22 protein-coding genes and 1 pseudogene are annotated in these 19,183 nt (G+C 73.6%); 11 read left to right on the plus strand and 12 right to left on the minus strand.

All coding sequences use genetic code 11. The features are described from left to right. The first annotated feature begins 2 nt into the window (after window positions 1-2). Window positions 3-1,304, plus strand: coding sequence for a hypothetical protein (locus tag ABTY15_RS22260; RefSeq protein ID WP_350596568.1), 1,302 nt, complete (start codon window positions 3-5; stop codon window positions 1,302-1,304). A 107-nt stretch (window positions 1,305-1,411) separates the two neighbouring features. Here the strand turns inward: ABTY15_RS22260 and ABTY15_RS22265 are convergent, their stop codons facing one another. From ABTY15_RS22265 to ABTY15_RS22275, 3 genes are read right to left on the minus strand one after another with little or no spacing between them, the layout of a single operon-like run. After that, window positions 1,412-2,299 (minus strand): ATP-binding protein, encoded by an 888-nt coding sequence (locus ABTY15_RS22265; RefSeq protein WP_350596573.1) that lies wholly within the window; start codon window positions 2,297-2,299, stop codon window positions 1,412-1,414. A gap of 42 nt (window positions 2,300-2,341) precedes the next feature. Further along, window positions 2,342-5,575, minus strand: a complete 3,234-nt coding sequence (locus ABTY15_RS22270; protein WP_350596576.1) for a helix-turn-helix transcriptional regulator — start codon at window positions 5,573-5,575, stop codon at window positions 2,342-2,344. Further along, on the minus strand, window positions 5,572-7,056 hold the full coding sequence (locus ABTY15_RS22275) for an aminopeptidase P family protein (RefSeq protein WP_350596581.1): 1,485 nt from the start codon (window positions 7,054-7,056) through the stop codon (window positions 5,572-5,574). Before ABTY15_RS22275 ends, ABTY15_RS22270 begins: the two co-directional genes overlap by 4 nt. A 210-nt stretch (window positions 7,057-7,266) precedes the next feature. Here ABTY15_RS22275 and ABTY15_RS22280 point away from each other — a divergent pair, with 210 nt between their 5' ends. From ABTY15_RS22280 to ABTY15_RS22300, 5 genes are all read left to right on the plus strand, one after another. After that, a complete protein-coding gene (locus ABTY15_RS22280) occupies window positions 7,267-7,461 on the plus strand; it encodes a hypothetical protein (protein ID WP_350596585.1) in 195 nt (64 codons plus the stop codon). Between the two features lie 44 nt (window positions 7,462-7,505). Beyond that, window positions 7,506-7,904 carry a RidA family protein gene (locus tag ABTY15_RS22285; protein WP_350596588.1) on the plus strand — a complete coding sequence of 133 codons (399 nt, stop codon included), beginning with the start codon at window positions 7,506-7,508 and terminating at the stop codon, window positions 7,902-7,904. A gap of 64 nt (window positions 7,905-7,968) precedes the next feature. Further along, a complete protein-coding gene (locus ABTY15_RS22290; protein WP_350596591.1) occupies window positions 7,969-8,439 on the plus strand; it encodes a flavodoxin family protein in 471 nt (156 codons plus the stop codon). A 259-nt stretch (window positions 8,440-8,698) separates the two neighbouring features. Next, a complete protein-coding gene (locus ABTY15_RS22295) occupies window positions 8,699-8,950 on the plus strand; it encodes a hypothetical protein (RefSeq protein WP_350596595.1) in 252 nt (83 codons plus the stop codon). A 23-nt stretch (window positions 8,951-8,973) separates the two neighbouring features. Further along, on the plus strand, window positions 8,974-9,918 hold the full coding sequence (locus ABTY15_RS22300) for an NAD-dependent epimerase/dehydratase family protein (protein ID WP_350596599.1): 945 nt from the start codon (window positions 8,974-8,976) through the stop codon (window positions 9,916-9,918). 18 nt (window positions 9,919-9,936) lie between these two features. Here ABTY15_RS22300 and ABTY15_RS22305 read toward each other — a convergent pair whose 3' ends face one another. From ABTY15_RS22305 to ABTY15_RS22315, 3 genes are all read right to left on the minus strand, one after another. Further along, window positions 9,937-10,266 (minus strand): DUF1330 domain-containing protein, encoded by a 330-nt coding sequence (locus ABTY15_RS22305; protein WP_350596602.1) that lies wholly within the window; start codon window positions 10,264-10,266, stop codon window positions 9,937-9,939. Window positions 10,267-10,402: 136 nt separating this feature from the next. Continuing rightward, a complete protein-coding gene (locus ABTY15_RS22310; protein ID WP_350596608.1) occupies window positions 10,403-10,918 on the minus strand; it encodes an SMI1/KNR4 family protein in 516 nt (171 codons plus the stop codon). 121 nt (window positions 10,919-11,039) lie between these two features. Then, window positions 11,040-11,624: an SMI1/KNR4 family protein gene (locus ABTY15_RS22315; RefSeq protein WP_350596613.1), complete on the minus strand. Its 585-nt coding sequence runs from the start codon at window positions 11,622-11,624 to the stop codon at window positions 11,040-11,042. A 375-nt stretch (window positions 11,625-11,999) separates the two neighbouring features. Here ABTY15_RS22315 and ABTY15_RS22320 point away from each other — a divergent pair, with 375 nt between their 5' ends. Further along, the gene (locus tag ABTY15_RS22320) at window positions 12,000-13,850 is read left to right on the plus strand and encodes a glycoside hydrolase family 35 protein (protein WP_350596617.1); all 1,851 of its coding nucleotides are present in this window, start codon (window positions 12,000-12,002) and stop codon (window positions 13,848-13,850) included. 16 nt (window positions 13,851-13,866) lie between these two features. Here ABTY15_RS22320 and ABTY15_RS22325 read toward each other — a convergent pair whose 3' ends face one another. The 4 genes from ABTY15_RS22325 to ABTY15_RS22340 all read right to left on the minus strand — a co-directional run bounded on the left by ABTY15_RS22325 (window position 13,867) and on the right by ABTY15_RS22340 (window position 15,740). Next, window positions 13,867-14,670, minus strand: a complete 804-nt coding sequence (locus tag ABTY15_RS22325; protein WP_350596621.1) for a DUF4253 domain-containing protein — start codon at window positions 14,668-14,670, stop codon at window positions 13,867-13,869. A gap of 78 nt (window positions 14,671-14,748) precedes the next feature. Then, on the minus strand, window positions 14,749-15,216 hold the full coding sequence (locus tag ABTY15_RS22330; protein WP_350596626.1) for an NUDIX domain-containing protein: 468 nt from the start codon (window positions 15,214-15,216) through the stop codon (window positions 14,749-14,751). A 75-nt stretch (window positions 15,217-15,291) separates the two neighbouring features. After that, window positions 15,292-15,531, minus strand: coding sequence for a hypothetical protein (locus tag ABTY15_RS22335; RefSeq protein ID WP_350596629.1), 240 nt, complete (start codon window positions 15,529-15,531; stop codon window positions 15,292-15,294). 8 nt (window positions 15,532-15,539) lie between these two features. Next, on the minus strand, window positions 15,540-15,740 hold the full coding sequence (locus tag ABTY15_RS22340) for a hypothetical protein (protein WP_350596632.1): 201 nt from the start codon (window positions 15,738-15,740) through the stop codon (window positions 15,540-15,542). 236 nt (window positions 15,741-15,976) lie between these two features. Between ABTY15_RS22340 and ABTY15_RS22345 the strand changes: the two genes are divergently transcribed. After that, window positions 15,977-16,702 (plus strand): helix-turn-helix domain-containing protein, encoded by a 726-nt coding sequence (locus ABTY15_RS22345; protein ID WP_350596666.1) that lies wholly within the window; start codon window positions 15,977-15,979, stop codon window positions 16,700-16,702. 170 nt (window positions 16,703-16,872) lie between these two features. Here the strand turns inward: ABTY15_RS22345 and ABTY15_RS22350 are convergent, their stop codons facing one another. Continuing rightward, entirely contained in the window at window positions 16,873-17,877 is a 1,005-nt protein-coding gene (locus ABTY15_RS22350; RefSeq protein ID WP_350596637.1) for an aldo/keto reductase, read from the minus strand. A gap of 357 nt (window positions 17,878-18,234) precedes the next feature. Between ABTY15_RS22350 and ABTY15_RS22355 the strand changes: the two genes are divergently transcribed. From ABTY15_RS22355 to ABTY15_RS22365, 3 genes are read left to right on the plus strand one after another with little or no spacing between them, the layout of a single operon-like run. Then, window positions 18,235-18,750, plus strand: coding sequence for an XRE family transcriptional regulator (locus tag ABTY15_RS22355; protein WP_350596641.1), 516 nt, complete (start codon window positions 18,235-18,237; stop codon window positions 18,748-18,750). Between the two features lie 51 nt (window positions 18,751-18,801). Further along, on the plus strand, window positions 18,802-18,936 hold the full coding sequence (locus ABTY15_RS22360) for a hypothetical protein (protein ID WP_350596644.1): 135 nt from the start codon (window positions 18,802-18,804) through the stop codon (window positions 18,934-18,936). Further along, window positions 18,933-19,055: a hypothetical protein gene (locus tag ABTY15_RS22365; protein WP_350596648.1), complete on the plus strand. Its 123-nt coding sequence runs from the start codon at window positions 18,933-18,935 to the stop codon at window positions 19,053-19,055. The genes ABTY15_RS22360 and ABTY15_RS22365 overlap by 4 nt, the downstream gene beginning before the upstream one ends. Before the next feature lie 28 nt (window positions 19,056-19,083). On the opposite strand, the pseudogene ABTY15_RS22370 reads toward ABTY15_RS22365, so the two are convergent. Continuing rightward, a pseudogene (locus ABTY15_RS22370) lies at window positions 19,084-19,183 on the minus strand (IS481 family transposase); the annotation flags it as partial.

The raw sequence follows: 19,183 nt of genomic DNA on the forward strand, positions 1-19,183 counted from the left end.
CCGTGACCGCCCCCTCCCCGGCCGCCGTCGCCGACCCGCGGCAGCTGCACAACGCCCTCGACCACCAGTTCCGGGGCTTTCGCACCTTCTGGTTCGACCGCCTCTCCCCCGCCGGCCCGCTCGTGCTGCCCGCCGAACGCGGCGTCGAACTGGAGGGCGCCGCCACCCGCCTCGCCGGCCTGCTGCGCACCGCCGCCTGGCACCTCGGCGACACCTGCCTGGCCCGGCACCGGGCCCTGGGCCTCGACGAACGGCTCACCGCCTTCTACCGCGACGATGACTTCGAGCACCGCTACGCCACCGCCATCGGCCGCCCCGACGTCATCCTCACCGACGAGGGCTGGAAGTTCATCGAGTTCAACTTCTGCTCCGCCACCGGCGGGCAGGTCTTCACCCACCTCCTCAACGAGCTGTGGCGCCAGCTGCTGCCCGCCCGCGTCAGCGCCGCCCTCACCCTCGACGACCCGCTGACCGCCCGCAACGACCTGCTGCGCACCGTCCTCGCCGACCACGGCCTCGACCCGAAACTCGCCCTGATCGGCTACCTGCCCGACGTCGGCGTCCAGGACCGCCGCTACTACGGCATCGAGATCGACGCCCTGCGCAAGGCCGGTATCGACGCCGAGTACTTCGACACCGGCGAGTTCGTCGACGCCCTCGCCACCCGGCGCGGCGAGTTCCCGCTGGTGCTGGAACGCGTCGTCCCCCAGGAGTGGATCGACGCGGGCCGCGACCCCGCCGCACTGCTGCCCATCCGCACCTGCGGCGCCACCGTGCTCACCCCGCAGAGCTCCTACCAGGTCGCCAACAAGCAGCTGTTCGCGGTGCTGTCCGGCCACCCGGAGTGGATGGGCGCGGCGGACCGGGAGTTCGTCGACACCTACCTGCCCTGGACGCGCGGCATCCGCGAGGACGACGTCGAATTCCAGGGCGAGAAGTGGCAGTTGACCGACCTGCTGACCCGCCGGCGGGCCGACTTCGTGCTCAAGCGCTCCGACGGCGACCAGAACTTCGACGTCCACCTGGGCTCCCGGTACGACGACGCGCAGTGGTCGGCGGTCATCACCAAGGCCCGCACCGCCGGCACCTGGATCGTCCAGCAGGCCGTCCACAGCACCGCCCTCGCCGCCGACGTGTACGACCGCGAACGCGAGGAGTACCTGCCCCTGTCCACCGCCGCCGTGTTCGGCCCCCTGATCGTCGGCGGCCGAATGGCCGGCTGCCCCGTGCGCTACGAGACCCCCGCCGTCCCGGGCGCGGCGGCCTCCAGCATCCTCGGGACCACCGGCTGGTCGACGCTCTGACGGTGCCGAGGACACGAACTCGCGGGGCCGTGCCGGCGGCGCGGCCCCGCGAGTCGGTGAAGGTGTGCGAGCCGGATCAGATGGCGGCGGGTGCCGCCTCCTGGCTGTCAGCGGATGGTGAACATCTTGTTGAAGGCCGCGATCTCGAAGACCTGCTGGACCGCCTCACGACAGTTGCAGAGCTCCAGCGACTTCTTCTGGCCTGCGGCACGCTCCTTGAGGAGCAGGAGCATCCCGAGCGCGCTGGAATCGAGGAACGGGACCTGGTCGAAGTCGATCTCGATCAGCTTCACCTCCGGATTGTCGAGGAGTTCCTGCGATGCCTGCCGGAACTCGCGGTGAAGGTTGAAGTCGAACTGGCCGATGAGGATCATCTTGCCGGTGCCGCCGTCGACCTTGACGATCGGACGCATGAGGGTTGCTCCTTTGTGCTGTTGGGCCCCGGTCGGGGCGGAGGAGGGGATGGTCCGGCGGAGCGTGACGCGGGTGCCGCCGCCGGGCGGGAAGGCGAAGTCGACGTCGTCCATGAGCGCGCGCATCAGCAGAACGCCCCGGCCGTGGGGCAGACGTATGCGCTCGGCGGCGAGCGGATCGGGACAGGACGCCGGGTCGAACCCGGGCCCGTGGTCCGTGACCGTCGCCACGATCCGCCCGGCCACGACGTCGAGGTCGAGCGTTGCCGCCTGTTCCTCGTCGCCGCGACCGTGCCGGACGGCGTTGACGACCGCTTCGAGAACCGCGACGTGGACCGCCGAACGCTCGACCTCGGCCAACGGCAGAGCGGCAAGGAACGTCCGCAGCTCACGCTGGATTCGCGCCAGGCCCTGCTCCTCCCCCGGACGGAGAGTCAACTTCACAGGGCTGCGGCCCAGTTCTGGCGGGCCGGTTTCGCGCGCATGAGCGCCTTCCCTTCTTGATCGAACGATCCCCCCGTCCTCTCCCCTCTCTCCGGACCACCAAGCTCGCCTGATCGAGTGAACCGTGCTGCTCGGCACCGCAGACCCGCAGGTCAGCAAGGCGCCCCTGCAGTGCGTGACCTACTGCTTCTGGTGGCGCTCGTCGCGGCGGGCGAGTGCCACCAGCTGGACGCGTGAGCGCACCCCCAGCTTGCGGTAGATCCGGGTCAGCACCGCCTCCACGGTCTTCACGCTCACGTAGCGGGCCGCCGCGATGTCCCGGTTGCCGTAGCCGTCGGCGACCAGCTCGGCCACGCCCTTCTCCGCGTCCGTCAGCCCCGCCAGCCAGGACGGCTCCCCCGCCTGCTCCCGCCAGCCCGGACCCCACAGCGGCGCGCCCGCCCGGGCGAACACCGCCTCCGCCTCCGCCTGCAACTCCCGCGCCCGGGCCGGACGGCGGCGGCGGCGCTCCACCGCCGCGTGCGCCAGCAGCACCCGGCCGCGCTCCAGCGGGTACCCCAGGTCGTCGAAGGTGCCCAGCGCGCGCAGCAACAGCTCCTCGGCCGGCTCGAACGCGCCCGCCGCCGCGTGGCACAGCGCCCCCGCCCGGTCCAGCGCGGCCAGCACCCCCCGGCGCCCGGACTCCCGTGCCCGGCGCCGTGCTGCGGCCAGCGTCCGGGTCGCCGCCCCCAGGTCCCCCGCCGCCACCAGCGCCTCCGCCAGATCCGCGTCGAAACGCACCGCCGCCGGATCCGCCACCGCCAGGCCCCGCACCAGATCCCGCACCCGCAGCAGATCCGCGAGCGCCCCGGCCGTGTCGCGCAGCAGCAACCGGGTGCGGCCCGACAGGTGCAGGCAGTGCGCGGCGAACAGCGGATCCCCCTCCTGCTGGGAGGCCGTCAGCCCCAGGGCGGCGTAGCCGAGCGCCTGCTCCAGGCTCCCGCCCGCCAGTTCCGCCGCGGCCGCGGCGAGGAACGGCGGCCCCGGCGAGGCCCCCGTCTCCCGGGCCAGCGCCAGCATCCGCCCCGCCGCCTCCCGGGCCTGCCGCCCCTCCCCGGCGAGGACGTGGATCTGCACCCGGCCGTCCAGCAGCCACAGTTCGTCGGCGGGCCCGCCGCGCGCCACCAGCGGGCGCAGCCCGTCCAGCAGGCGGGCGGCCTCGGCCGGGCGGTCGTCCAGCAGCGCGAAGCACACGGCGAGGCGGCGCGGGTCCTCGGCGAGGCGGGCACCGTGGGGTGAGGTGGTGGGGGCGGCGGCGAGCGTGGCGGTGTGCTCGGGGCGGCCGCGGCCCTGCTCGATCCGGGCGGTCAGCGTCACGGCCGCCGCCACGGCCGCCGGATCGCCGGACCGCCGGGCCCAGCGCAGCGCGTCGCGGGCATGGGCCAGCGCCTCGGGGTGACCGCCGCGCTGGAGGTGGACGCCCCGCGCCAGCCACAGGTGCGCCGCCGACACCAGCACCGGATCACCCGTGGCGACGGCGTCCACCAGCGCCTGCACGGCCACCTCCTGCACCAGCGCGGCACCGCGCCCGGCCGCGTCCAGCACCGCCAGCCGCGCCCGCACCCGCGCGGCCCGCACGGCGGGGGACGGGAAGAACCGCACCCGCCCCAGCCGCTCCAGCGCCGCCCACGCCAGATCGAGCCGCCCCGCCACGGCCGCATCCTGCGCGGCCAGCACCAGCAACTCCGCCGCCCCGGGCTCCCCACCCCCGGCCCCCACACCGGCACACTCGCCACCGCACCGGCCCGGCGCCACAGCCCGGCCGCACTCACCGAGCCCACCGGCGGCGGGCGGGCCGGACTCCCCGTCACGGGTGGGGAGGGCGGCAGCCTCCTCGGCCGGTTCGTCCAACTCGCCTGCGCAGGACGGGACATCACACCATCCGCCAGCGGCGAAAGCCACATCGGGCCCGACGACACCCACACACCCGACCGGCCCACCAGCCCCACCACGGCCATCGCCGGCAGCTACCGGGCCGGGCCGGACCACAGCCGCACGCCCGCCGCCCGGCACGCCCAACTCTCGGCCACGGGCGGGTACATCGGGCGAGCCGTTGGCTCTCTCGGCAGCGGGCAGGCCAGAGGCGGCGGGTGGACCGGGTTGGGGGGCCGCCTGGCAGGTGGGGGCCGGCGGGCCGGCCTGGGTGTGCTCGGCGTGGGTGGCGGCGAGGAGGGTGAGTTCTGCGGCGCGGGTGTGGTGGCCGCGGGTGCGGGCGGTGGCTGCGGCGGCGGTGAGGGCGGGCAGCAGGGGGTGGGGGGCGGGCAGCAGGGGGTGGGGGGCGGGTGGGGCGAAGGCGCTGGCCTGGTGCCAGGTGCGGTCGTCGGGTTCGGGGGAGGCGGCGGCCAGGGCATGGTGGGCGCGGCGGACCGCCTCCTCGCCCGCCTCGGCGGCGACGCCGTCGCGCAGGAGCGGGGCCGGGAAGTGCACGGTGCCGTCGGTGAGGCGGATCAGGCCGGCGGCTTCGGCGGTGGCCAGGGCGGCGTCGGCGGCGGGTCCGGCGGCGCGGCGCAGGGTGTCCAGGGTGGGCGTGGCGGCCAGCGCGGCCAACAGCAGCACGTGGCGGGCGGGTTGGGGCAGGTCGGCGAGCCAGGTCCGGATGGTCTTGCGGGCGTACGGGGCGAGCGGCCCCACCTCCAGCGGCCCGACGCCGAGCGGCCCGGTGTCCTGGGTTCCGGGGTCGTGGGACCGGGTGCGGGGCGGGCGGGTGCGGGCGAGGGCGGTGGTGAGGTCGGAGACGAGGCGGGGGTGCCCGCCGGTGGCGGTGTGGATGCGGCCGGCGGTGCGCAGCGGGATGCCGAGGGAGTGGGCGAGGGCGGCGGTCTCCTGCGGGCTGAGGGTGGGGATGCCGATTTCGACGGCGCCGCCGCCGAGGACGTCGTGGGCGGCGGGGCCGTCGGGGCGCAGGGCGGCGAGGAGGGTGACGCTGCCGCGGCTGCGGCGGGCGGCGAAACCGAAGACGTCGAGGCTGTCCGGTCCCCACCAGTGGACCTCGTCGGCGGCGAGCAGGGGGCGGGCCTGGCGGCCCCAGGCCTGGAGGCAGGACAGGACGGTGACGCGCAGGGTGGTGGCGTCGGGTTCGGGTCCGGTGGTGCGGCGCAGGACCCAGTCGACGGCGGAGCGCTGGTGGTCGGTGAGGGTGCCGGCAACGTCGGCGGGGCAGGCGGTGAACAGGTCGACGAGGGGGGCGTAGGCGATGTGGGCGTCGGCGGGGGCGGAGCTGAGCCGTACGACGGGGTCGCCGGCCTGCTGCCAGGCGGTGCAGACGGCGTCGAGGACGGCGGACTTGCCGTAGCCGGTGGGTCCGACGACCGCGACGGCGCCGGCCCGGCGCAGTTGCCCGCAGACCTGGTCGACCAGGGGGCGGCGGTCGGTCATCGGAGGGAGGCGAGCCAGGTCTCGACCTCGTCCGCGCTGCGGGGCAGGTCGGCGGAGAGGCACTGGGCGCCGTCGGGGGTGATGAGGAAGTCGTCCTCGATGCGGATGCCGATGCCGCGCAGTTCCTCGGGGACGGTGAGGTCGTCGGGCTGGAAGTAGAGGCCGGGTTCGACGGTGAGGACGTGGCCGGGCTGGAGGGCGGCGTCGTGGTGGGTGCGGCGGGGGGCGTCGGCGCTGTCGTGGCAGTCGAGGCCGAGCATGTGGCCGGTGCCGCAGACGGTGTAGCGGGTGTGGCGGCCGGGGGTTGCGGGTGGCAGGGCGGCGGTGGGGGGCAGGCCCCAGGCGTCGAGGCCTTCGGCGATGACGGTGGCGGCGGCGTGGTGGGGGTCGGTGAAGCGGGCGCCGGGGCGCAGGGTGGCGATGGCGGCGCTCTGGGCGGCGTGGACGAGGTCGTGGACGCGGCGTTGGACGTCGGTGTAGCGGCCGTTGACGGGCAGGGTGCGGGTGAGGTCGCCGGTGTAGAAGGTGTCGGCTTCGACGCCGGCGTCGAGGAGGAGCAGGTCGCCGTCGCGCAGCGGGCCGTTGTTGCGGGTCCAGTGCAGGACGCAGCTGTGCGGGCCGGCGGCGGCGATGGTGTCGAAGCCGAGGCCGTAACCCTCCAGACGGGCGCGGCGGTTGAAGGTGCCTTCGATCCAGCGTTCGCCGCGCTCCAGGGTGGTGGCGTGGCGCAGTTCGGCGGCGGCGTCGTGGAAGCCGGCGACGGTGGCGGTGACGGCGTGGCGCAGTTGCCGGATCTCCCATTCGTCCTTGACGAGGCGCAACTCGGAGAGGACGGCGCGCAGTTCGGCATCCGGGTGGACGCCGAGGCGAGAGCCGGGGTGGGCGTCCGGTGGGACGAGGTCGTCGACGAGCGGGTCGTGGCCGCGCAGGATGCGGGTGGGGACGGGGGTGGCGAGGGCCCGCGGCAGGTCGTGGCGGTGGGCGGCGTCGAGGCCGAGGGCGTCGGCGGTCTCGGCGAGGGTGCGGCGGCGTCCGGTCCAGAACTCGCCGTGGCGCAGGTCGCGGTAGAACTCGGCGGCGCCGGGGCCGTCGTGGCGGGGTGAGCGCGGGCGGGTGTAGAGGGTGGCGGTGTGGCCGGTGCCGGTGGGTTCGAGGACGAGGACGCTGTCGGGGACGGCGTGGACGCTCTGTTCGGCGGTGAGGTGGACGTAGGCGGAGTGCGGGCGGAACGCGTGGTCGAAGTCGTTGCTGCGGGTGGTGAGTACGCCGGCGGGGATGACGAGGCGTTCGCCGGGGAAGCGCGCGGACAGGGCGGCGCGGCGGCGGGCGGCGTGGTCGGTGCCGGACTGCGGCGTCAGGTGGCGGGTGGTGTCGGCCCAGCCGTGCCGGAAGGGCTCGGCCACGGTGTCGTGCTGCGGTCTGACCTCGTGTTGTTCGACCTCGGGCTGTCCGACCTCGTGCTGTCCGACCTGCTGCTCCATCGCACGCTCCGATCGTCGGGGGTCTGCTCAGAGGGAAAATAACATTTCACATGTCACACTTCCAGATCTTGGACGTGATCATGGCGCCCGCCCTCTGCGCACTGCCGGCACCGTCAATGCCCGGTCCGCGCTTGGTCCGTGCGCAAACGGCCGCGACCTGGGACACTGCCCTCACCTGTACGAACACCTTTGAGGCAAGGCGGGGGAAACATGGTCGGTGTGGTGCTGGTCGGCGTCCTGGTGCTGGTCGTCGGCGGATGCGTGTGCGTGGTGTGGGCGGACCGCGGCGGACCGGTCTGGGTCCGGGCCGTGGCCGCCGCGACCCTCGGCGCGGGACGGATGCTGCGCCGCTACCAGCGCGCCGAGCGCCGCCGCCGTATCAACAGCGGTGGTGGCGGCGACTGAGCGGACGCCTACCGCTCGACGGGGCGCTCTGCGATCATGACGCGATGAATGATCATCAGCAGCGACAGACCGTCAGTTCCGGTTCGTACCTCGAACCCGAGATCGGGTTCTCCCGCGCCGTGCGCATGGGCCCGTACGTCGCCGTCGCCGGCACCGCCCCCATCGGCGAGGACGGCGCGACGGCGGGCGTGGGCGACGTCCACGCGCAGACCGTCCGCTGCCTGGACATCGCCGAGGCCGCGCTGAAGGAGGCCGGCGCGTCCCTGGCCGACGTGGTGCGCACCCGCATCATGCTCACCGACGTGACGCGGTGGCGAGAGGCCGCCCGCGCGCACGGGGAGCGGTTCGCCGCGATCCGGCCCGTCACCACCTTCGTCGAGGTCTCCCGCTTCATCGACCCGGAGTGGCTGGTCGAGATCGAGGTCGACGCCGTCCTCGGGTAGGTGGTGTCACATCTGATCCCGCTGCGCTGTCCTCACTACGGCAGCCAGAGAAGGGATCGTAAAGATGAAGGCCGTCATCGTGTGCGCCTCCGTGTCGCACGGCAATACGCGTCGCGTCGCCGACAGCATGGCCCAGGTGCTGGGCGCGAAGGTCGTCTCCCCCGAGCAGGCCGACCTGACGGAGCTGGCCGACGCCGACCTCGTAGGATTCGGCTCGGGCGTCTTCTACGGCAGGCTCCACCCCCACCTGACCGACTTCGTCAAGGCACTTCCCGCCGGGCGGGGCCGGGCGTTCGTGTTCGCCACCAGCGGGCTCCCCGAGATCCCGCTGGCGCCGTTCACCCGCCCCCTGGTCCGGCTCCTCGAAGGCAAGGGCTTCGACGTGGACGGGAGCTTCTCGTGCCGGGCGTTCGACACCTGGACGCCCTTCAAGCTCGTCGGCGGTATCAACAAGCAGCGGCCGGACGCCGGGGACCTGGCTGCCGCGCGGGCGTTCGCCGGGCAGCTGAGGGACAGGCGAGGGCCGGTGTCCTGACAAGAGCCGTTCCGGGGGCCTCTGCCGCGTCCCGGACGCAAAGGTCACGATCCACAGCTGGAGTGGCAGCCGAGGTGCCGTTGGAGGAACCGCGGTGCGGCGTCGGCCCGACGGATTCTTGACGCCGCACCAGCAGGCCCTGCCCGGCGCGCCCGTCCGCTCGTACGCTGGGGTGCGCGACACCGACAAGGGGAGACGGGGGCGGGCGATGCGCAGCGGATGGCCGAGCCGTGAACAGCTGGAGCGTACCTTCGAGTGGATGCTGACCGACGCCCTCGCCGGGCGCGGGATCCGCAGCTGCACCGGGCTCGACGACGACACCGAGAACGCGCTGTGGGCGATCTGCGACGCCGACCCGGACGGGCCCGCGGGCGACCGGGCGGAGCTGGTGGCGGCCGCACGCCGGGCGTTCGCGGGGCAGTTGGACGGCAGCAACGCGGCCCGCTGGCGCGAGAACCTCGCCCGGAAGATCGCCGAACGCTCCGCCCGAGCCGCCGGCGGTGCTGACTGATCCCGTCCCCTAGGGTGGGGCGGGTGAGCGTTCATGTGATCGTCGGATACGGGCCCGCCGGGGCCGCCACCGCCCAGCTGCTGGCCGAGCAGGGACACACCGTCCGCGTGGTCACCAGGTCCGGCCGCCCCGCCTCGGGCAACGCGCCGGCCTCCATCGAGCACCTCGCCCTGGACGCCACCGACCCCGCCCGGCTGGCCGAGGCCGCCCGCGGCGCCGTCGCGATCCACAACTGCGCCGCCCCGCGCCTTCAGGACTGGGTCACCGGGTGGCCGCCGCTGGCCGCCTCGCTGTGCGCGGCGGCCGAGCAGAGCGGCGCGGTCCTCGTCCTGCTCGGCAACCTCTACGGCTACGGCCCCGTCGAGGGCCCGCTCACCGAGGACCTGCCGCTCGCCGCCACCGGTCCCAAGGGCCGGGTGCGGGCGGCGGTGTGGGAGCAGGCCCGCGCGCTGCACGAGGCCGGCCGGATCAGGGCGGTCGAGGTGCGGCCCTCGGACTTCTTCGGCCCCGGCGTCACCGACGGCGGCCACCTCGCCGCCCGCGCGATCCCGGCTCTGCTCAAGGGCAAGCCGGTCAGCGTCCTCGGCGACCCCGACGCCCCGCACAGCTGGACCTACCTGCCCGACGTGGCCCGCGCGATGGCCGAGGTCGCCGGCGAGGAACGCGCCTGGGGCCGCGCCTGGCACGTCCCCACCGCCCCCGCCCTGTCCGCACGTCAGATGGTCGACCACCTCGCCACCGAGGCCGGCACCGCCCCCGTCGCCGTCCGCCGCCTCTCCCCCGCCCTGCTGAACGCGGCGGCCCTGTTCTCCCCGCTGCTGCGCGAACTGCGCGAGGTCCGCTACCAGTTCGACCGCCCGTTCGTCGTGGACGCCTCCGCCTACGAGGCCGCCTTCACCCTGCGCGCCACCCCGCTGGAGGAGCAGATCAGGTCCACCGTCGCCTGGTGGCGCGCCCGGCTGCCGTAGCCGCAGCCGCGAGCGGGGTCAGTGCTTGAGCGCGTCGACCCCGCGGTAGCCGCCGCCCGGCACGCCCTCGATCAGGATGATGTCGGCGACCATGTGCCGGGTGCGCAGCGGCAGGATCTCCCGGTAGGCGGGCGAGTCCCACCAGGCGCGGGCCCGCTCGTAGTCGGGGAACTCGATGACGATCGTGCCGCCCGCACCCCAACGGCCCTCCACCGTCTCGTACGTGCCGCCGTGGACGAGGAAGCGGCCACCGAAGGGGTCGAGGGTGGCGTCGATGCGCTCCAGGTACTCGACGATGTCGGGGCCGAACTCGACCGACTGGACCTGGGCGATCGCGTACGCGCTCATGGCTGCTCCTGCGGGGTTCGTCGTGGGCGTTTCCTGCTGACGTCCCCGACAGTAGGGCGCGCGAGGTGGCGGGCGAATCCGTCACGCATCAGTAGCCCGTACGTATCCCCGGCAGCCCCCTGCGCAGTTACTCACCTCATTCGGCCGAGAAGTCGCTCCACGGCCGGGCACCTGAAGCGAAGTCGAAGACCTCGGACAGTGTCGTAAAGAAGGCGGCATCGCCGTTTCCGACCCAGAAGTAGCGCTTCTCCGGTGATTCGCCGTCCCACACCATGAAAATCCCCACCGAGCCGTCACGGTTCACCGAGATCGGCACCAGCACCGCGTCCTCTGCGAGGCCCTCGTCGACGTGGACGTCGATACCGGTGACAACGTCGAGGAATCGACGCGCCCGGGCGAGATCGTCTCCGGACGGCCAGTCCCGCCACCCCAGGATGGGCATTCCCGCAAAGAAGTTGTCCATCCCGTCGGAAAACTCCAGGAACTCCCGATAGCCCGGCTCGAGCGGCCGCCCCATCCACTCCTCGAGCTCCAGGATCTGGCTCGCGCCGGCCGGTGGCCGCAGCCCCGGAGCCGCCGCGAGGGGCGACTCCGGGTCCGATCGGTGGTCATCGACCCTGGCAGCCACAAGCCGTTCGATCCACTCAGTCAACTCGCACCAACCTCATCGTCGTCAACCTCCCACTACCAGGCGGCGGCCGAGTCCTCACCTTCGGCGCAGGCGGCGGACGCCGGTCGGCGCCCGCCGTCCATGCCACAAACCCCGGGGCCCGCTACGAAGCCCGCACCGGCCCGAACCGCTCCACTGACTTCTCTCCCGGCGGGACGTGGTAGTCCCGCAACGCAATCGGATTCGAGAAGTCCTGCCCGCTGTTCGGACCGGTCATGTCCTCCCCCCGCAGGTAGCGGCAGAACCACTCGGTGAAAGTGAGGTCGTAGCGGTAGAACTCGTCGTCGTCCCCGACATAGACCACGATGCACCAGCCGTACGCGGAATCGCTGCGGGCCAGGAAGACCGACTCCCCGTGCGCCGTCGGCATGATGGGGATCAGACCGTCCGGCGCACCGAACCCCAACGGCTCGGGAAACCCCGGGAAGTTCTCCTCCGAGAACTCGCAGGCCTCGTACGCGACCACGGTCTCCCGCATGTAGTCGCCCAGATCGTGGGCGACCGTCGCGGGCCCCATCAGCCAGATCGACCGGCCGATCTGGATCGGTGCGTACTGTCCGGCCAACTCCTTGAAGTCGCCGGGCAGCTCCACCCCCAGGTCGGATTCCAGCCCACGCCAGCTCTCCGCCGGAACACCGGGCCCGCTGGGCGGCCCGATGACCGCCCGCACTTCCTCCACGTGGTCCACCACGGTTCTCCTCCCACCGGTCGGCAACTGCGTGATCACACAGTGCTCGTGGACGTTGCCCTGCCCTCAAGGATGAAGTCTCGGGAACCCACCCGACGGCCAAGGAGAGGCAGGCGAAACGACGGTAGGTATATCTGACTGTCGGTAGACAGACAAATGGCCCCCGAGCCCAAGTGGCGTAGATCGCGGTGCGAAACGGTGGAAACGCGGAGCGTACGGAAGGCCGGGGCGGGCGGGGTGGGTTCGCTAGGCTCGGGGGGCTTGGGTACGGCTGCAGTACGGGCCTGGGTACGGGCTTTGGGTACGGGCTTTGGTGCGGGTTGGCGGGGGCGGGTGGGTGGCCCCGGGGTCTGGGTCGAAGGGCGGGCTGCGCGGATGCTGGAGTACGACGCCGAGGGGTTCCGACGGGGCGGGGTGGCGCACCGGGTGGTGGCGGGGGCGGTGCACTACTTCCGGGTGCATCCGCAGCTGTGGGAGGACCGGCTGCGGCGGGTGCGGGCGCTGGGGGTCAACACCGTGGACACGTACGTGCCGTGGAACTTCCACGAGGTGCGCCACGGGCCGGCGGACTCGCCGGCCGGCCTCCCGGCGGATATCCGGGTGGACTTCACCGGGTGGCGGGACGTGGGGCGGTTCGTGCGCCTGGCCGGCTCGCTGGGGCTGGACGTGATCCTGCGGCCCGGCCCGTACATCTGCGCCGAGTGGGAGTTCGGCGGGCTGCCGGCCCGGCTGCTGGCCGTGGACGGGCTGCGGCTGCGCTGTGCCGATCCGGCGTACCTGGCGGAGGTGGACGGCTGGTTCGACGCGCTGGTGCCCGAGGTGCTGCCGCTGCTGGCGAGCCGGGGCGGCCCGGTGGTGGCGGTGCAGGTGGAGAACGAGTACGGCAGTTACGGCGACGACGCCGCGTACCTGGCACACCTGCGCGACGGGCTGGTGCGGCGCGGCGTGGACTGCCTGCTGTTCACCGCCGACGGCGCGCACGACACCATGCAGCAGGGCGGCGCGATCCCCGGCCACCTGGCGACCGCGACGTTCGGCTCGCGCGCGCCCGAGCGGCTGGAGGTGCTGCGCCGCCGGCAGGCCGACCGGGGCGAGCCGGTGGAGGGGCCGCTGGCGGCGATGGAGTTCTGGGTCGGCTGGTTCGACCAGTGGGGGCTGCCGCACCACGTCCGCGACGCGAAGGAGAGCGCCGCCTCGCTGGCCGAACTGCTCGACACCGGCGCCTCCGTCAACCTGTACATGGCGCACGGCGGCACCAGCTTCGGCCTGTGGTCGGGCGCCAACCACGCCGGTGCGCACCCCTTCGACGCCGGCTACGAGCCGACCGTCACCAGCTACGACTACGACGCGCCGATCGGCGAGGCGGGCGAGCTGACCGAGAAGTTCCACGCCCTGCGCGAGGTCATCGGCCGGTACGTGGACGGGCCGGCCGAGGAGCCGCCGGCCGTACCGGCCCGGGTGGCCCCGCAGCGGATCGCCCGCGCGAGCGGCCGGGCGCTGCTGCTGGAGCAGCTGGACGTGCTGTCGCAGGCGGTGGAGCGGGCGGCGCCGCTGCCGATGGAGCAGGTCGGGCAGGACCGCGGCCTGATCCACTACCGCACCCGCGTCCTCGGCCCGCGCCCCGAACTGCCGCTGCGCATCGACGGGTTGGCGGACCGGGCGCAGGTGTTCGCGGACGGCCGGCTGCTGGGCGTGCTGGAGCGCAACTCCCCCGGCACGACACTGCCGCTGGCCACCGGGCCCGACGGGGTCACCCTGGACATCCTGGTGGAGGCGCTCGGGCGGGTGAACTACGGCCCGCAGATGGACGACCGCAAGGGCATCACCCGCGGCGTCTCGCACGGCCACCAGCGCCTGTTCGGCTGGCAGATCCGGCCGCTGCCGCTCACCGACCTCGGTGAACTGCGCTACGAGGAGCCGGAGTTGACCCCGGTGCGGGACGGGCACCCGGCGTTCCACCGGTTCGAGGCCGTGCTGCCGGAGCCCGCCGACGCCTTCCTCGCCCTGCCCGGCTGGGGCCGCGGACTGCTGTGGCTCAACGGCTTCCTGCTCGGCCGCTACAACGCCGCCGGCCCCCAGCGCACCCTCTACGCCCCCGGCCCGCTGTGGCGCGCGGGCGAGAACGAGCTCGTCGTCCTCGAACTCGACCACCACGGCGAGGCGTTGGAGCTGCGCGACAAGCCGGACCTGGGGCCGACGGCGGCGGCGCCGAGCTCCGAGTACTGAGCCGCCCTGCCCGTGGTCAGTCCCACCAGAACGACCAGCGGGGGAAGGCGACGAGCAGCTCGGCGTAGGCGGTGAGGGTGCCGGTGCCCTGGAAGACGAGGTCGGGGCAGAGGGCGGTGTGCTCGGCGGCCAGCGGCAGGGCCTCGTCGAGGGTGGCGGGCGGGGCGGCGACGCTCAACTCCAGGGTGTCGAAGCCGGCCTGGACGACGCGGGCGCCGAAGCGGCGTTCCCAGGAGGCGAGGACGGCGGCGATCTTCGCGGTGTCGTTCTCGTGGTTGACCGGGCCGTTCCAGCCGCAGGCGGCCAGTGCCGCAGCCCCGCCGGCGGCCCGGACCAGACCGAGGCGCAGCCGCCCGCCGTCGGCCTCCAGGCCCGCCGCCAGGATCCGGGCGCACTCGCCGGCGTCCGCCACGCACGGCAGGGGTACCGGGTCGGCGGCGAGACCCGGCCAGGTGGCGTCGTAGGGGGCGAGGACGGGGTCGAAATCGTCCTCGTCCTCCTCCTCGTCCTCCACGTTCGGGCCCTCCCACCAGCCGCGCAGCAGGGCGGCCGGGTCGTGGTGGGCGGGGTCGGAGACCAGGGCGGGGAAGAGTTCGCCGGACAGCCAGGGACGGAAGTCCGGCTCGTCCGCCAGCGGGGCGAGCAGCAGCGGGTAGAGGCCGGACTGCGGGTGGGCGCGGTGGAGTTGCCCCCACAGCCCGGCGGGCGGGCGCTCGTCGCTGACCCACAGCAGCGGCTGCTGCCCGCGGCCCTCGTCGCCGACGACGGAACGGCCGGGCGGGAGCGGGACGGGCGGGGAGACATCGAAAGGCCAGGTCATGCGCCCACCCTAGGGGCGGGGGCCGACAACGGGGGCCGCCGCCCACCCGGCTTCCGGCCTGACACCGACGCAGTGCGGTCAGTCGGTGCGCTGTCCGTGGAGAAGGACGGGCAGCGTGCGGTGGGCGAGGGCCTCGGTGACGCGGGCGGCCTGGGAGGGGGCCATGACGTCGGGCAGTTCACGGACGGGGACGAAGCGGGCGCCGAGCAGCCCGCTCCTGTGCTGCGGCGGGACGGTGAGGCGGGTGCCGTCGCGGACCGTGCCGCCGTGGAAGACGAGGTTGCGGCGCTCCAGGTAGCGGTCGGCCGGGGTGAAATCGACCGCCAGGATGTCGGTCAGGCGCAGGGTGAGGCCGGTCTCGGCGTGCAGGTGGCGGGCAGCGGCCCGGTGCGGGGGCTCGTTGGGGCGGGCGGCGCCGCCGGGCAGGATCAGGCCGTCCAGGTAGTCGGGGTCGACGAGCAGGACGTCGCCGCGCCGGTTGCGCACGAGGACGAGGCAGCCGAGCCGGGTGACGGGCGGCTTGGCGAGGAGGTGGGGGTCACGCATCGGGCAGTTCACTTCCTGAGGGCTGCGAGGAGGATGAGGGAGAAGCCCGCCCACCAGAGCAGGCGGGCGAGGAGTTCAGTCGTCATGCGCCAGGCGCTCGTACCGCAGGCCCTTGCGGAGCAGGTCGACGATCCGCAGCAGTTCGAGGGTGCGGGCCGAGCCGAGCTGGACGAGGTAGCACCCGGTCAACCGCCCGTGCTCCCAGTCGACTTCGACCGACGGCAACGTCACCCCGCCGAGCGCGAGCACGGAGATGAGGTCCTCCGTGACGGAGGCGGCCTCCCGCCGCTGCCCGGCGGTCACGCGAGAGAGCATCGAGCCCATCACTTCTCCCCCGGCCGCTTGTGGACCTCGAAGACGCGCCAGGCGCTCCAGGCGTCGGAGAAGGAGCCGAACCCCTTGAGCTCCCCGGAGTCCTGGCACAGCCACTCCCCCGTGCTCTCGTTGCGGACCCGGTACAGGCGGGCGGCGGGGTCGAAGCGCACCCCGTACCCGTGGAGACGGGGAACCTGCTCATGGGCCATGGGGAAACCTTCCGTTGTCGAACTTTGGCCAGGTCGATCGAACGCGCCCCGAGATCTCGTGGAGCGCGTGCAACCCGATCGTGCCCGCCGATGCGTAGCCGCCGCGACGACGGCAGGGCGTCTCTCCGGTGCGCTGACAAGACGTCATTTAGGCGTCATAGAAAGCCTCTTGGATCTAATCTGTTGCCGTGACAACGCCGAACGAGACTTTGCGGGCCGTACGCCGCGGCCTGCGTCTGAGTCAGGACGAGTTCGCGAAACGCCTCCGGGCGGTGGGAATGGAACAGGGCGAGCCCAACGAGGCGAGCAAACGCCTGGTCCAACGCTGGGAATCCGGGGAGGTGCGAGCCCCCCGACCGGTGTACGTTCGTGCTCTTGAGGCTGTCACGAGTCTTCCTGTCGACCGCCTCGGGTTCGAAACGCCGCAGCTACCTTCCGGGGTGACCCTGGATGGCACAGGAGGACATGACATGGCCAACGGCAAGCCGGGCATACCGGTGCAGGTGGCTCCCGCCCCGGCGGGTGAGGATCACTCCGGGATCTGGCTGAGCCGTTACGAGTTCTTCAGCAGCAGCCGCGACAACACGTTCACCGGGCTGCACCATGTCATCCTCACGCACCACGGGAACCGCATCACGGGCCACTCGTTGCCCAACGCGTCGTTCAATCCCGACTCCCCGCTCTCCTTCGACCTGACCGTCGACCGGAACATCGTGACCGGCACCTGGGTCGAGCAGACCGCGCAGGACGGCTACTACCAGGGCGCCCGGTACCACGGAGCCATTCAGCTGCTGCTCGATCCGACCGGCCGGCGCATGGCCGGAAAGTGGGTCGGTTTCGGCAAGGAGTTCGACGTGAACACCGGCCCCTGGGAGCTCCGGCTCCTCGACAGGTCCACGACGGACGAAACCCTGGCCCAGTACAGCGCGCCGCCCGCCGACCACCCAGACGCCCGCACCTGACCGACCGGCTCAGGCCCCGCCGCCCCAAGCCTCGGGCGGCGGGGCCTTCTCGATCCAGGCAAGCCTTTGCCTTCCCGCCCGTTCTCCTCGCCGCCGCCCCTTCGCGAGGGGCGGCGGCGAGGAGGCCGGTCGTCCGCGCGGGTGCGGGGCGGGCGCTGACAGCGGGGGGTTCAGGACCAGGGCAGGGTGGCGCGGGTGTGCCAGTACGTCTTGGCGGGTTCGGCGAGCGGGGTGAGGGAGGCGAGGTCGGCGGGGGTGAGGTGGAGGGTGGCGGCGGTGAGGTTGGAGGTGAGCTGGTCGACGGTGGCGGCGCCGGAGAGCACCAGGTCGGCCCAGGGCTGGGCGGCGGCCGCGGCCAGGGCGACGGCGTCGCAGGAGGCGCCGAGGCGGGTGGCGAGGGCGCGCAGGGCGGCGGTGTCGTCGCCGGTGGCGTTGCGGTCGGCGAGGCGGCCGTTGGCCATGCCCTCCTTGACCACCACCAGCCACCCAGCCGCGTGGGCCTCGGCCAGGGCGGGGGCCGCGGAGGTCTCCAGCGGGTTCCAGGTGGCCTGGACGGCGGCGAACAGCGGGCGGCCGTCCACGGTGACGGCCAGGGCCTCGCGGATGGTGTCGGCCTGAGCGGGCCCGCTGGTGGACAGGCCGACCCGCACGCCCTGGGCGGCCAGCTCCGCCAGGCGCGCGTGCAGGGCGGGGTCGGTCAGGGCGGGGCTGTCGGGGGTGACCGAGTGGACCAGGTAGACGTCCAGGTGGGAGCCCAGCAGCGCCCGGGTCTCGGCGATCTGGCGGTCGAACACCGCCGCCGAGTGCTCCTTGACCTCGTGCGCGGCCACCCCCGAGGCCTGCCAGTCAGCAGTGTAGGTGTAGCCCCACTTGCTGCCGACCGTCATCGCGGCCGCGGCCTCGGGCCGGTGCGCCAGCCAGTCGGCGACGAACTCCTCGGCGCGGCCGTAGGAGCGGGCGGCGTCGACGTAGCGCACACCGGCGGCGTACGCGGCGTCGAGCAGGGCGTGGGTACGGCGGCGCAGCGCCTCGATGGTGCGGTCGGCGGGCAGGTCGGCGTCGCGGCCGAGCGTGATGTAGCCGGGGCGTCCGACGGCCGCGGTGCCCAGGCCGAACCGGGTGATCGGCGATCCGGCGGGTCCGGTGACGGCTCCGGCGGCGGGGGCGGTCGGCATGGCGGGGCTCTCCTCGGGCGTGCGGCGGTGCGGTGGTGCGTTCGCGCAGGCGGGGCGGGGCGCCGCGCCGTCACCCGAGCCTACCGATGCCCGACACCGGCAGGGGCGGAGCCGGCCCGGGGGTCGATCGTCGAGAAGGGCCAAGCACCCGGCAATTGACCGGGTTGACCCGTTCTCGCACGATCGACCCTCCCCCGGGTTCGGGATGTCAGCCCGCCCGCCGGGGTCAACTGGCATGGATAGCTGGCATAGCTGGATCCATACCAGCTGATTCCCTTGGGCTATCGTGACCTGGCCGGCCCTGCCCCGTCCATCCCGACCGTGACGTGGAGGGCCCGGGTGAGGAAGGTAGGGGGCATGGGGGACATGGGGGGCATGGCGGAGTCGGCCCGGGGGGACGCGGCAGCGCAGCCGTCCGGTCTCGCGGACGCACCGGCGGAACGGCAGGAGCGGGCGGGGCAGCCGTCCGGCCTCTCGGCCAGGATCGAGGCGCTGTTCCGGACCGTCCGCCGCTCCGACCGCGAGCAGTACACCAACGAGGAGGTGGCCCGGGCCTGCCGCGAGGCGACCGGGGAGTCGTTCTCCACCACCTACCTGTGGCAGCTGCGCACCGGGCGCCGGGACAACCCGACCAAGCGCCACCTGGAGGCGCTGGCCCAGTTCTTCCAGGTCCCGCCCGCGTACTTCTTCGACGAGCAGCAGGGCGCCGAGATCGCCAAGGAGCTCGCCCTGCTCGGCGCGCTGCGCGACGCGGGCGTGCGCAGCCTGGCGCTGCGGGCGGTCGGGCTCTCGCCCGAGGGGCTGGACACGGTCAGCGAACTGGTCGACGTGATCGCCCGCCGGGACGCGGCCCGCAGGCGCCCGGCGTCCTGACCGCTGGCCGGGGTCAGGCAGGGACGACACGACGGCGGGAAGGAGCACACCGTGCGAGGTGACAAGGAGTGCCGGTCGGTGCTGCGGCGGTGCCGCCGGACGGGCGAACAGCCGGAACTGCCGGGCCCGTTCGACGCCACCGTGCTGCTGGCGCGGCTCGCCGCCGGCGCGGGCGGCCACCGGTGACCCGCCGCCGCACCCCGCTCCTGCTCGCCGCCGCCCTGCTCCTGGCCACCGGCACCGCGGGCCTGCTCTGGTACCTCTTCGCCGTCCTCCCCGCCCGGGTCCTGCGGGACTGGGACTGACCGACCGGCGACTTGTCACCGCCGCGTCCTAGGTGTATTGACCCGCGGGGTTGTTCACGCGGCTGATCGGTGGCTTGCCTCCGAGTGCGGTGTGGCAGCGATGGTAGTTGTACTGGTGCAGGAAGTGG

It is taken from the genome of Kitasatospora sp. NPDC097643, assembly GCF_040302625.1.
Lineage (GTDB): Bacteria > Actinomycetota > Actinomycetes > Streptomycetales > Streptomycetaceae > Kitasatospora.

Excerpts from the sequence above, each read along its gene's own strand:
- ABTY15_RS22335 (WP_350596629.1), bottom strand. The coding sequence starts at position 15,531 with ATGCTCTCTCGCGTGACCGCCGGGCAGCGGCGGGAGGCCGCCTCCGTC.
- ABTY15_RS22270 (WP_350596576.1), bottom strand. The coding sequence starts at position 5,575 with ATGACCGACCGCCGCCCCCTGGTCGACCAGGTCTGCGGGCAACTGCGC.
- ABTY15_RS22350 (WP_350596637.1), bottom strand. The coding sequence starts at position 17,877 with ATGCCGACCGCCCCCGCCGCCGGAGCCGTCACCGGACCCGCCGGATCG.
- ABTY15_RS22325 (WP_350596621.1), bottom strand. The coding sequence starts at position 14,670 with ATGACCTGGCCTTTCGATGTCTCCCCGCCCGTCCCGCTCCCGCCCGGC.
- ABTY15_RS22295 (WP_350596595.1), top strand. The coding sequence starts at position 8,699 with ATGCTGACCGACGCCCTCGCCGGGCGCGGGATCCGCAGCTGCACCGGG.
- ABTY15_RS22305 (WP_350596602.1), bottom strand. The coding sequence starts at position 10,266 with ATGAGCGCGTACGCGATCGCCCAGGTCCAGTCGGTCGAGTTCGGCCCC.
- ABTY15_RS22320 (WP_350596617.1), top strand. The coding sequence starts at position 12,000 with ATGCTGGAGTACGACGCCGAGGGGTTCCGACGGGGCGGGGTGGCGCAC.
- ABTY15_RS22285 (WP_350596588.1), top strand. The coding sequence starts at position 7,506 with ATGAATGATCATCAGCAGCGACAGACCGTCAGTTCCGGTTCGTACCTC.
- ABTY15_RS22275 (WP_350596581.1), bottom strand. The coding sequence starts at position 7,056 with ATGGAGCAGCAGGTCGGACAGCACGAGGTCGGACAGCCCGAGGTCGAA.
- ABTY15_RS22280 (WP_350596585.1), top strand. The coding sequence starts at position 7,267 with ATGGTCGGTGTGGTGCTGGTCGGCGTCCTGGTGCTGGTCGTCGGCGGA.
- ABTY15_RS22340 (WP_350596632.1), bottom strand. The coding sequence starts at position 15,740 with ATGGCCCATGAGCAGGTTCCCCGTCTCCACGGGTACGGGGTGCGCTTC.
- ABTY15_RS22330 (WP_350596626.1), bottom strand. The coding sequence starts at position 15,216 with ATGCGTGACCCCCACCTCCTCGCCAAGCCGCCCGTCACCCGGCTCGGC.
- ABTY15_RS22290 (WP_350596591.1), top strand. The coding sequence starts at position 7,969 with ATGAAGGCCGTCATCGTGTGCGCCTCCGTGTCGCACGGCAATACGCGT.
- ABTY15_RS22355 (WP_350596641.1), top strand. The coding sequence starts at position 18,235 with ATGGGGGACATGGGGGGCATGGCGGAGTCGGCCCGGGGGGACGCGGCA.